This window comes from Sedimentitalea arenosa, assembly GCF_016428585.1.
GTDB lineage: Bacteria > Pseudomonadota > Alphaproteobacteria > Rhodobacterales > Rhodobacteraceae > Sedimentitalea > Sedimentitalea arenosa.
In genome coordinates, this window is sequence record NZ_JAELVR010000004.1 from 316,759 (window position 1) to 327,604 (window position 10,846).

12 protein-coding genes and 1 tRNA gene are annotated in these 10,846 nt (G+C 63.7%); 6 read left to right on the plus strand and 7 right to left on the minus strand.

Annotated features, from left to right (window positions below; genetic code table 11):
• Positions 1 to 47: 47 nt before the first annotated feature.
• Positions 48 to 521, plus strand: coding sequence for a nucleoside deaminase (locus tag JF290_RS08070; RefSeq protein WP_199024335.1), 474 nt, complete (start codon positions 48 to 50; stop codon positions 519 to 521).
• Positions 522 to 526: 5 nt separating this feature from the next.
• Here JF290_RS08070 and JF290_RS08075 read toward each other — a convergent pair whose 3' ends face one another.
• The 4 genes from JF290_RS08075 to JF290_RS08090 form a co-directional block, all read right to left on the minus strand.
• Positions 527 to 949 (minus strand): nuclear transport factor 2 family protein, encoded by a 423-nt coding sequence (locus JF290_RS08075; RefSeq protein WP_199024336.1) that lies wholly within the window; start codon positions 947 to 949, stop codon positions 527 to 529.
• Between the two features lie 113 nt (positions 950 to 1,062).
• Complete coding sequence (locus JF290_RS08080; RefSeq protein ID WP_199024337.1) at positions 1,063 to 1,755, minus strand: metal-dependent hydrolase; 693 nt, start codon at positions 1,753 to 1,755, stop codon at positions 1,063 to 1,065.
• Positions 1,756 to 1,821: 66 nt separating this feature from the next.
• On the minus strand, positions 1,822 to 2,217 hold the full coding sequence (locus JF290_RS08085; RefSeq protein ID WP_233155195.1) for a hypothetical protein: 396 nt from the start codon (positions 2,215 to 2,217) through the stop codon (positions 1,822 to 1,824).
• Positions 2,135 to 3,259, minus strand: coding sequence for an alkane 1-monooxygenase (locus JF290_RS08090; RefSeq protein ID WP_199024339.1), 1,125 nt, complete (start codon positions 3,257 to 3,259; stop codon positions 2,135 to 2,137). The genes JF290_RS08085 and JF290_RS08090 overlap by 83 nt, the downstream gene beginning before the upstream one ends.
• A 127-nt stretch (positions 3,260 to 3,386) precedes the next feature.
• On the opposite strand from JF290_RS08090, the gene ftsY reads away from it, so the two are divergent.
• Positions 3,387 to 4,694 (plus strand): signal recognition particle-docking protein FtsY, encoded by a 1,308-nt coding sequence (gene ftsY, locus JF290_RS08095; RefSeq protein WP_199024340.1) that lies wholly within the window; start codon positions 3,387 to 3,389, stop codon positions 4,692 to 4,694.
• A 30-nt stretch (positions 4,695 to 4,724) separates the two neighbouring features.
• On the opposite strand, the gene JF290_RS08100 is transcribed toward ftsY, so the two are convergent.
• Positions 4,725 to 5,210 carry an MgtC/SapB family protein gene (locus tag JF290_RS08100; RefSeq protein WP_199024341.1) on the minus strand — a complete coding sequence of 162 codons (486 nt, stop codon included), beginning with the start codon at positions 5,208 to 5,210 and terminating at the stop codon, positions 4,725 to 4,727.
• Between the two features lie 69 nt (positions 5,211 to 5,279).
• Here JF290_RS08100 and JF290_RS08105 point away from each other — a divergent pair, with 69 nt between their 5' ends.
• Complete coding sequence (locus JF290_RS08105) at positions 5,280 to 6,182, plus strand: EamA family transporter (protein WP_199024342.1); 903 nt, start codon at positions 5,280 to 5,282, stop codon at positions 6,180 to 6,182.
• 8 nt (positions 6,183 to 6,190) lie between these two features.
• Positions 6,191 to 6,826: an inner membrane-spanning protein YciB gene (locus JF290_RS08110; protein WP_199024343.1), complete on the plus strand. Its 636-nt coding sequence runs from the start codon at positions 6,191 to 6,193 to the stop codon at positions 6,824 to 6,826.
• Positions 6,827 to 6,829: 3 nt separating this feature from the next.
• Here JF290_RS08110 and JF290_RS08115 read toward each other — a convergent pair whose 3' ends face one another.
• Positions 6,830 to 7,753, minus strand: coding sequence for an alpha/beta hydrolase (locus tag JF290_RS08115; RefSeq protein ID WP_199024344.1), 924 nt, complete (start codon positions 7,751 to 7,753; stop codon positions 6,830 to 6,832).
• A 268-nt stretch (positions 7,754 to 8,021) separates the two neighbouring features.
• Here JF290_RS08115 and JF290_RS08120 point away from each other — a divergent pair.
• Together JF290_RS08120 and htpX are read left to right on the plus strand one after the other, a co-directional pair.
• Positions 8,022 to 8,097, plus strand: a tRNA-Thr gene (locus JF290_RS08120).
• Between the two features lie 379 nt (positions 8,098 to 8,476).
• Entirely contained in the window at positions 8,477 to 9,400 is a 924-nt protein-coding gene (gene htpX, locus JF290_RS08125) for a zinc metalloprotease HtpX (protein WP_199024345.1), read from the plus strand.
• A 243-nt stretch (positions 9,401 to 9,643) separates the two neighbouring features.
• On the opposite strand, the gene JF290_RS08130 is transcribed toward htpX, so the two are convergent.
• The gene (locus JF290_RS08130) at positions 9,644 to 10,123 is read right to left on the minus strand and encodes a hypothetical protein (RefSeq protein WP_233155196.1); all 480 of its coding nucleotides are present in this window, start codon (positions 10,121 to 10,123) and stop codon (positions 9,644 to 9,646) included.
• Positions 10,124 to 10,846: the final 723 nt, after the last annotated feature.

The following is a 10,846-nucleotide window of genomic DNA, read 5'->3' on the forward strand; positions in this document are numbered from 1 at the left end:
CCATTCTGCCGGCTTGCGAAAGCTCCGTTTGCGGGCCACTCTGGGCCATGGTGTTCAAATCCCAGATGAATCAGGCACTTGAAGAGGCGCGCGCCGCAGCCGGGCGCGGCGAGGTGCCGGTAGGCGCGGTGATCGTTGCGCCCGACGGGCGCGTGGTCGCCTCGGCGGGCAACCGCACCCGCGAATTGAACGATCCGACCGCCCATGCCGAGATCCTCGCGATCCGGGCCGCCTGCGCGGCGGCCGGTTCCGAACGTCTGTCCGGCCATGATCTCTACGTGACGCTCGAACCTTGTCCGATGTGTGCCGCCGCCATCGCCTTCGCCCGGATCGAGCGGCTCTACTATGGGGCCTCGGACCCGAAATCGGGCGGGGTCGCGCATGGGCCGCAGGTCTTCGATCATGCCCAGACCCACCACGTTCCGGAGGTCTATGACGGGCTGGCCGCGGAAGACAGCGCCGCGCTGTTGCGCGCCTTCTTCGGCGCGCGCCGCGGAAAGGGCACAACGCCGGGAGCATGACGCGGTCACGGATCCGCGGGGCGGTCCGGTTCGTAGAGATCGTTGGGCGAACTGAAGGACGCGTGGCGTTGGGCGATCTTCCAGCTGCCGGACTCGCGGGCGAAGACCAGCGTGGCACGGAACACCAACGGCGCCTCTCGGCCTTCGAACCAGACCTTGTGGATGCAGAAACTCCATCCGATGTTGCCCGCCTCGAAGGCCTCGGCGAGCAGTTCGTCGCGCTGCGCGATCGCCGGCATGCGCGTGAAGTGTTCTGCGATCTCGGCGTGGGTCGCGGGTCCGGACCAGAGCTCTTCCTCGGCGGTGCCGATGAACCGGAAATGATCCCCGGCGGAAAGGAATTTCCGCATCGTCGTCTTTTCGCGGCTCATGACCGTGACAAACCAGCGTCGCGACACCGCGAGCAGTTCGGAGGACGGGCGGATCATGCCGGCCTCGTCCGCCCGGCCATGCCGCGGCTTGCGCCCGCTGTTCCGACGTGGCCGGGGTGGCGCGATACGTTGGATCCGGCGGTTCCCGAAGAGAGACGAGTTCGACGCATCTAGACGATGATGGCCTGCATGACCTGGGGTTCGACCACGTCGACATCGGGCAGGGCATCCACCAGGGATCGCGCCGACTGTTCGAGCAGCGGGAAGGTGCGGTAGTGGCAGGGGATCAGGGTCTTGAACGCGAAATAGCGCTTGGCGGCATAGGCGACCTTGGCCATGTCCATGGTGAAATGCCCGCCGGCGGACAGGATGCCAATATCGGGTTTGTAGTAATCCCCAAACCACTCCATGTCGGCCATGATGTCGGTATCGCCCGAGGCATAGATGACATGGTTCTCGGCGGCGATCATGAAGCCCACTTCGGAGCCGCCGGTGCGCGGGCCCTCCGGGGTGGCGAAGGTCGAGGAGTGCTGAGCTGTGACCATCGACACCTTTACCCCGCCCAGATCGACCGTGCCGCCCTTGTTGAAGCCGATCGTCTCGATGCCCTCCGTCTCGCCCCAGAAGCCCATCAGGTCGTACTGACCGACGACCGGCACGTTCAGGCGCTTGGCCAGGGGCAGCACGTCGACCACGTGGTCGAAATGGGCGTGGGTCAACAGGATGTGGGTCGCGCCCGCCACGGCAGCCTCGTGCTGGTCCTCGGGCAGCATCGGGTTGCCGTTCAGCCAGGGGTCGAGCAACAGTACGCGATCGCCGGTTTCGATGCGGAAACTGCCATGTCCAAGCCAGATGATCTTCATGTTGGTCTTCTCCTTCACTGGTTCCGGCGGACTATCGCTATGCGTGCGCCGAGGTGCAAGGGGGGCTCAGACGCCGGTATCCGGTCCGAGACAGAACATCTCCTCGCCAATCTCGTCGGCCTCGTAGAGTTCGGTCGAAACTGGGTCGTTCTCGAATCTTGCGATCAGGCCGTCAGGCGTGGACTGGAAGGTCCAGCATTGCGGGTCGAACCGGTCCTCGTAGATGAAACAGATCTGGCCGTTTTCCTCGTACCAGGTGCCCTCCTTGCATTGCCCGTCGAGGAAGGACCAGATCACGCGGCGGTCCTCGAGATAGCGTTCGACCCCGTAGGCCTGGCCGTCAAAGCCGTAGAACAACGTCTTGCCGCGCGTATAGCTGTCAAACGCTTCCGCCGAGAGGTCGGCTTGCGCCAGCGCCGGCGCCGCGATCAGGCAGAGGGGAATCAGGCAGGTCATTCGCATGGTCGATACCTTGGCAGATCGGGGGCGCAGACGCCACGGGCTCGCCCCGCCAGCGCGCGGCGCGGGGGTCCATCACGCGACGCCAGAGCGGCGGCAACAGCGCCAGCGCCGCCATCGCCGGCATCGGGCGCGGCCAGATCGGCATCGACGCGGAGGAGAGATCCAGGGCGGGAAATCGGCGCGCCGGGTGCTGATGGTGATCGGAGTGACGCGGCGCGTTCAACATCATCGCCGAGGAATACCAATGCGGGGCGTTCCAGGAATGCTGCGGGCCGACGGGTTCGAGTCGTCCTTCGGCGTCCCGCTTCCGGCGCAGGCCGTAGTGCTGAATGTAGTCGGCCAGAAGAAGTTGGGTCTGGGCATAGAGCGCGAGGCCCACTAGCACGAACAACCCCAATGACCCGGCCAGCGCAGCGGCCAAGAGAAGCGTGATCAGGGCGCCCCCGACATAACCCGCATAGGCGCGCCGTCCGCGCTCCCCCCGTATCGCGGTTTCGGCTTGCCAGCCTGCCAGGAAAGACCCGACCCATGCGCGAGGCCAGAAGCGATAGAAACCTTCACCAAGGCGCGCGCTGTTCGGATCGGCGTCGCTCGCCACGTAGGCATGGTGGACCTTTGGATGGGCCGAGGCGTGATGGCCGAACAGGAGCGAGGTGAAAACCGCCGCCCCGAGGCGCCGTGCCCCGCGCCCGGGTGCGTGGATCAATTCATGCGCGTTGGGCACCGAAACCTGGCCGAGCCAGAGCCCGAGCGCAAGCGCGGTGGCCCCGGTCTGCCAGGCGTCCCCCGGGGTGCCGCGGGCAAGGCACAGCACGCCGAGCGCGAGCACGGGAAAATGAAGCAGCCCAAGGGTAAGGTTCAGCGCATGGGCGGCACGGTCGGCATCCAAGCGCGGTGTGGTCGCTGCGACGGGCAGGCGGTCGAGCAGCGCGACCAGCAACGTCATGTGCAAGAGCGCGACCAGAGGCCAGACCCCGCCGAGCAGGCAGGCGGCGGCGAGGCTTGCCACCGGAGACAGGCTGGCCAAAGCGAACAGGATCATCGACGCCTTTCCGACGCGTGGGTGTCGGACCTCAGCATCGCGCGGCCATGCCGAGCTGTCAAACGCCGCCGCTCTTCCATATCGGCGCAATCGGGATTAGGTGATTTCGACGCGAAGGGAGATCCGCATGGCGTTTTTCAAGAAACTGAAGGACCGGCTGTTCAAATCGTCCTCCAAGCTCGAGGAGGGGCTGGACGCGATCGTGCAGGATGGCGGCGTCGAAGAGCCGGTGACCGGCAATCCCGCACCGGACCTGCCGACGGGTCCGCAGGAAGTGCCGCCCCAGCCCGAACCGGATGCGCCGGTTCCGCCGCCCGAGCGCCCGACGCCCGATCCCGGGCCGCAGCCGGAACCTGAACCCGAGCAGGTGCCCCAGCCTGCGCCCGAACCGGAAATCGTGCCCGAGCCGGAGCCCGCGCCTCGGCCAGACCCCGGACCCGGTCCCACACCCGAGCCCGAGCAGGTGCCACCGCCATCGCCCGATCCGACCCCGGCGCCTGAGCCGCTGCCTGACCCGATCCCGGTCGAGATCCCGACCGAGATTCCGCAGCAGCAGGGCGGTGGTCTTCTGGACCGGTTGCTGGGACGCAAGCAGGTGGTGCGCCGCGTGCTGGACGACGACATGCTCGAGCAGCTCGAAGAATTGCTGATCAGCGCCGACATGGGAGTGGACACCGCGTTGCGCGTCACCGCGAACATGGCGGAAGGCCGGTTCGGCAAGAAACTGTCGACCGAAGAGATCAAGACTCTGCTGGCGGGAGAGATCACGCGGATCATGGAGCCCGTGGCGCGGCCGATGCCGATCTATCCGAAGCGTCCCCAGGTTGTTCTGGTCGTGGGTGTCAACGGTTCGGGCAAGACGACGACCATCGGAAAACTGGCGAGCCAGTTCAAGGCGGCGGGCAAAAGCGTGGTGATCGCGGCGGGGGATACGTTCCGCGCGGCGGCGGTGGAACAACTTCAGGTCTGGGGCGATCGCGCCGGTGTGCCGGTGCTGACCGCGCCCGAGGGCAGCGATCCGGCCAGCCTCGCCTTTGACGCGATGACCAAGGCACAGGCGGATGGGGCGGATCTGTTGTTGATCGACACGGCCGGTCGGTTGCAGAACCGCGCCGACCTGATGGAGGAACTGGCCAAGATCGTCCGGGTGATCCGCAAGAAAGATGAGAGCGCGCCGCACAACACGCTGCTGGTGCTGGACGCGACCACCGGACAGAACGCACTGAACCAGGTGGATATCTTCCGCAAGATCGCGGACGTGTCCGGTCTCGTGATGACCAAGCTCGACGGCACTGCCAAGGGGGGTGTTCTGGTAGCGCTGGCGGACAAGTTCGGGCTTCCGATCCACGCCATCGGCGTTGGCGAGCAGATCGATGACTTGGCCCCCTTCGACCCCGAGGACTTCGCCGCGGCACTCACCGGTCTGGCCAGATGAATCATGATATCCTGCCGCGTTTCTGCGCTGTCAGTCCCGAGTTCCCATCTTCTTCTCGAGCCAGCCGATTCCGGCGAGCACGATGACCACGATGAAGGCGGCCATGGCGGCCAGCGGCATCTGTCCGGATCCGCAGGCCAGCCCGATCGCGCCGGCCATCCACATTGACGCACCGGTGGTGATGTTGCGCACCTGTCCGCCCGACGTGAAGATCGCCCCGGCGGCCAGGAAAGCGACCCCGGCGGTCACCGCCTCGATCAGGCGCAGAGGATCGACACGCATTTCGGCCTCGGCCCCGAAAGACATCGACGCCAGTTGCTGGCTCACCAGTATGAACAGGCAGGCAGCCATCGACACCAGCATGTGGGTGCGCAGGCCCGCTGGCTTGGCATGCATCTCGCGTTCAAGTCCCAGCACGGCACCAAGCGCCAGCGCCGCGACAAGCCGCGCCGCGGCCACGACGGGTGGCACGGACGTGAACGTGCCGTCGAGTTCGTTCAGGAACTGTGCCCACATGTGTGAATCCCTTCGTCCATATGGGGCCAACGCGCGGCGGGCGGAATGGTTGCAGCGCGGGGCGCCCGCATGAGCGCTTGGCTCGTCTCGCTGGAAGGCACCGAAGCCGGCCATACCCTGGCGCTGTGGCTGGCGCTGTCGGCGGCTTTCCTGCACGCCGTGTTCGGTGCCTTGCAGAAAGGGCGGCACGACCCGTGGCTGTCGCGCGGCGCGATCGATGCGTCCTATGCGATCATGGCGGCGCCCTTCGCGCTGTTCGTCGTGCCCTGGCCCGAGCCGCATATGTGGCCGATCTTTGCGGGCGCCTGGGCGATCCACTTGGTCTACAAGATGTTGCAGGCGATGGCCTACACAAAGGGCTCCTACACGGTCGTCTATCCGGTGGTGCGCGGGACCGGGCCGCTGTTCACGGTGATCGGGGCCTACCTGTTGTTCGGCGAGGTCTTCACGGTGGTTCAATGGCTGGGGGTCGCGGTCTTGCTGGCCGGGATCTACGGGCTCGCGGTCTACAACCTGCGCCATCTCGACAGCCAGCGCGACACGCTGCCGCTCGCGTTGGGGCTGGCGGTCGTGACGGGGCTCTTCGTTGCGCTCTACACCACGTTCGATGCTTATGGCATCCGTGCCACGGCCGATCCCTTCACCTTTCTCGCGTGGTTCTTCACCATAGACGGGCTGGTGATGCCGTTCATCGCCTTGCTGCGGTGGCGGTCGATGGACGCACCGCCCGCTGCGGCGCCGCTGATGCTGCGCGGTGTGATCGGTGGCCTGGTCGCGTTTCTCAGCTTCGGGTCGGTGATGCTGGCAACGCGGCTCGACAAGGTCGGCGAGGCGGCTGTACTGCGCGAGACCTCGACGGTCTTCGCCGCGTTGATCGGCTGGCTGGTTCTGAAAGAGACGGTCGGGCCTCGTCGGATCGCACTTATGACCTTGATCGCGCTGGGTGCGGTGATAGTTGAGGCTGGCGGATAGGAGCGGACATGGCCGAACGGAAGAAACCGAAAGAGATCAACATGGTGCTCAAGCAGGTGCTGGAGTTGGGCCCGACCATCGTGTTCTTCCTGCTCTATCTGCGCATTCAGGACGACACGTTTCAATTCAACGGAACGGAATATTCCGGTTTCATCGTTGCCGCTGTGGTCTTTGTACCGATTCTGCTTGTGGCGATGGGCATTCTATGGGCGCTGACCGGAGCGCTGAGCCGGATGCAGGTCTTCACGGCCTTCATGGTCATCTTCTTCGGCGGGCTGACCGCGTGGTTCAATGACGAGCGGTTCTTCAAGATGAAGACAAGCATCGTGTATGGCTGTTTCGCGGCGCTGTTGGGCATCGGATTGGCCCAGGGCAGGTCCTACCTGGAATGGGTGATGGGCGAGTTGATCCCGATGAAGGACGAGGGTTGGATGATCCTGACGCGCCGCTTGTTCGTCTTTTTCATCCTGCTCGCCATCGGCAACGAGTTGGTCTGGCGCAACATGTCTGAAAGCGCCTGGGTCAAGATCGAGACTTTCGGCTTTCCAGCGGCGCTGTTCCTGTTCCTCTGGTGGCAGATCGTGGGCCTGCAGCGTTACATGATCGAGCCCGACGAAAGTGGCGACAGGGACGCACAAAGTTGACTATCAAGTCAGCAGCTGCGCCCGCGCAAAGACCGGAGTGCCAGCTGTTTTCGAAGAACGATGTGGATCCGGTCGTTCGAGGCGTGCCCGCAGCAGCGAAAACCCATGCGTTTCCGGGTCCCGCAACCAGGCGCGATAGCAGTCGAGCGCACCCGGGCGTGTGTAGGCGGACCAGTGACAGATGCGGTGCGTCGGCTGCTCTATGGCGGTGCCGAGATCGGCGAGACGCTTCAGTGTAAGTTTGCAATCCAGATCGATCGTCAGGGCGTTGGAGGTGGTCAGACCGCGCCCCAGCGCCTTGTCATGCCGCTCGGGTGGGCTGATCAACCGTTCATAGAACATGTCGAATACGGTGTTCGCGCGGCTCACGACGTTGAAGAACTCCACCTCGCGCCCCGCGGGTGTCGCAAGCGCGGCGATGATCCGCGAGCGATAGGTGGCCCCGGTCATCGATACCATCCGATGGATCGTTCCGGCGGGCAGGTGATGCAAGGCGGCGGCGGCGACTTCGATACCCATCGAGTGGGCGATGACATGAACGCGGCGGCGCGGCGCTCGGTGCCGCAGTTCGGTCAGGAGTTTGGCCAGCGCGCGCCCCGCGGCGATGGCGCGGCGCCGCGCGCCCCAGATCGACCCGCGTGCGTTCCATCCGAAGGCGATCGCCAGTCCTTCACCGGACGCGCGATGCCCGAAGCCGAGACCTTGCGGCCAACTCGGCACGCCGCGAGGGGGGGGCGCGTTTGGCAGATCGAGCACCAGCCGGTGGGGGCAATGGTCGGGATGACTTGGTTGATAGCTAAACCCTGTGATCATGACGATGACCGGTCCGTCGCTCTCAGCCGCCCTGTTCAGTGCTCCACCAAGGGGCTGCATGGTTCCGTGCAAGCGGCAAACCTCTTGGTCGGCATTCACTCTGAGGATGGGCATCACGCCGGTCTCGCGTCAGGGTCTGGCTGTTGTCGAGGACGCTAGACGGGCTCGGTGAAAGTGGCGTGACATGACCGTGACGGAGCGGTTACGATTGCTTGAGAATTCGCCGAACTGCTCGTTGTGGAAGAGGTTCGTCCGCGGTTGCGGGAACATCTTGCCCCGTTGTGTGCGGGCTGCTACACGGCGTCAGCCGGCGAATCCCCGATCGTGGAGATATCCATGATTGCGCAGGCCATATGTCAGCGCCCGGCAAGGGCGCAGGCATGCCCCTATAGCTCAGCTGGTAGAGCAACTGATTTGTAATCAGTAGGTCCGCGGTTCGAGTCCGTGTGGGGGCACCATTAAAAACAATCACTTACAACCATTTTTGCTTTTTGGACCGCATGTGTTCTTGCCTCTGGTGGCGCTGTGGTGGCGCGCTGCTTTGGAGGCCGAAGTCGCTTTCTCCTGCCTTGTCGACGACTGCAAACTTTGTGGATTTGTCGACAACGGTTCTGACTGCAGCATGATCAAAGCCTGATGAAACCTCGGTACCAATCTCCAGTTTCAAAGTGACTTCGCCGTATGGAGGCGCCGTCATCGCGGCCCGCTCAAATCTGCCATCCCGCCACGCTCTCAAGACGATCCGTTTCGCCTGTGCGTTTGGTGCGCATGCTTGCGAAGGTCGGGAACCTCCCCATATTTCCTTCGCGACCTGAATGTGAAGACCGGAGAACCAGGATGGGCTATGTGAAGACAGCGATGCTGATGGCGGCGATGACGGCGCTCTTCATGGGCGTGGGCTACCTGATCGGTGGGTCGGGTGGCGCGGTGATCGCGCTTGTCGTCGCGGCGGCAATGAACGCCGTGACCTGGTGGAACTCGGATCGCCTGGTTCTGCGCGTGCACAATGCGCAGCCTGTGCCCACCGGCGACCGGATGGGCCTTCACGCGTTGACCGCCGAACTTGCGCGGACTGCAAACCTGCCCGAGCCGAAGGTCTATCTGATCGACACGCCGCAGCCCAATGCCTTCGCCACCGGTCGCAATCCCGCGAACGCGGCGGTCGCCGTGACCTCGGGCCTCCTGCGCAGCCTCACGAGGGAGGAACTGGCCGGCGTGATCGCCCACGAACTGGCCCATATCCGCAATCACGACACCGCGATCATGACGGTCACGGCGACTTTCGCCGGTGCCATTTCGATGCTGGCCAACTTCGCGCTGTTCTTCGGCGGATCCCGGGAAAGGCTCGGGCTGATCGGCACCCTCCTGGTGATGTTCCTAGCGCCCATTTCCGCGGCACTGGTGCAGATGGCGATCAGCCGGACGCGGGAATACGCTGCTGACAAAGCCGGAGCCGAGATCTGCGGCCAACCCCTTTGGCTCGCCTCGGCACTGGAGAAAATCGCCATGGGCGCGGCTCGGATCGACAACAACGCGGCCGAGCGCAACCCGGCGACGGCGCATATGTTCATCATCAACCCCCTGCACGCCCACAAACATGACAGTCTGTTCGCAACGCATCCCGCGACCGCGAACCGCGTGGCCGCGCTCCGTGCAATGGCAGAACAACGCGGAGGAGTTTCGCACGCAGCCGAACAGCCCATGTCCGCCAGCCGCATTCCCAATACCAGGAATCGTCGAAGAACCGGGCCCCGGGCCTGAAAACACCCTTGTTCCGTCTGACCAAGCGCACTGCGATTGAAGCGCATTCGCCGCAGATCGTCTCACTGTCCCAGCGGTCTCGGTCTGCTACCGGGCCTCTGCGGACATCTGCCACCGACCCCAATGCTGGGCCGCGGCCCGTCGTTGCGGACATTCGACGCAGCCGCAAATCCGGGCGGTGGAAAAATCTGTGTCCTACTGAGTGGACACTGTTGATGCCGCACTGCCCGGACCGGATAGGAACTATGTTTGCGAAGACCTGAGGTCTTCAAGGTAGCTACCAAGTTCGTCGCCATAGCCCCAGCCGGTATTGGCAACGCGTTGATATTCTTTCTCCAGCCGATCCAGCCAAGTTGCCGTCAGTTCCGGGTTGGCCTGCACGGACAATTTCTTCACGATCGAGCCAAACATGGACCCCATGCTGTTGTAGAAAGCCTCATCCATATCGCCGAACTCCAGCGTGACGTCATTGCCACATTTGACGTAGTAGAACATTAGCTCCAGCGTTTCGCCGAGCTGTCCCCTCGCCTTGTTGTAATCGGAGATGGCACGTCGAGCGTCGCGGTATTTGATGGGTGCGTCCCACCGACTTGGATTGATGGCTGCCTTGATCCGCTTCTTGTAGGGTGAAAGGTCGGTGCCCCCATCCGAAACCAGGAATCTTGCATGCAGGAAATCCTGGTTCTTCGGGTCGGCGCGATACAGGTCTTGGACGAGGCCCATGAGCTGTCCCCTGGAAAATCCCGACAACGCCCCCTTTATCGCAGTCCAGCTCTTTGTCACGATTCGAGCCCCTTCCAGTTTCTCCACGGCATTCTTTCTACCGACAACGTGAGAAAGGTGAAAACTTCAAGCCAGTGTTCCAGGGACGGCCCACAGCCGACCTCCACAATGCGGTCTCGATGCTGCGGTGCAGCCAGCCAAAGCCGCCGTTCGCTGCAGATGTTCAATCTTGGCGGTGGGCAAGGTCCGGATCGCCGGACAAAACTGCCGGGTGCACCCGCGGCATTTGCGATCGTCCCGACGGTTACACAGCAAGGAGCGCCTTGCTGCCGCGCAGCCTTCTGGTAGATCAACGCAGCTTTCGTCCGCCGTAGAGACTGTGTCCCATACCGACTTGGATTGAAGCCGACCGCAGAAACCAATCTGTCCAGACAGCCAGCGAGCGTGACGTCGACGTGATCCGCTTCGCCTGACGCGCTCAGTCCGCTGCGGGACGGCCGTCTAGGTGTTGGGTGGGGGTTTTGGCTTTGGACCGGAAACCTGATTTTGCACAGACCATTGGCGGTAGAGATTATGCTACGATGCCGAATGGGAAGCACAAGGCTCAGGACCCATTGATTTTGGTCGGTTTGCGTGGTTCGCGGCTACGAAAACGGAGCGGTGATATGTCTGACCCTTTCTGGCTGACGGATGCGCAGATGGCGCGTCTGGAGCCCTACTTCC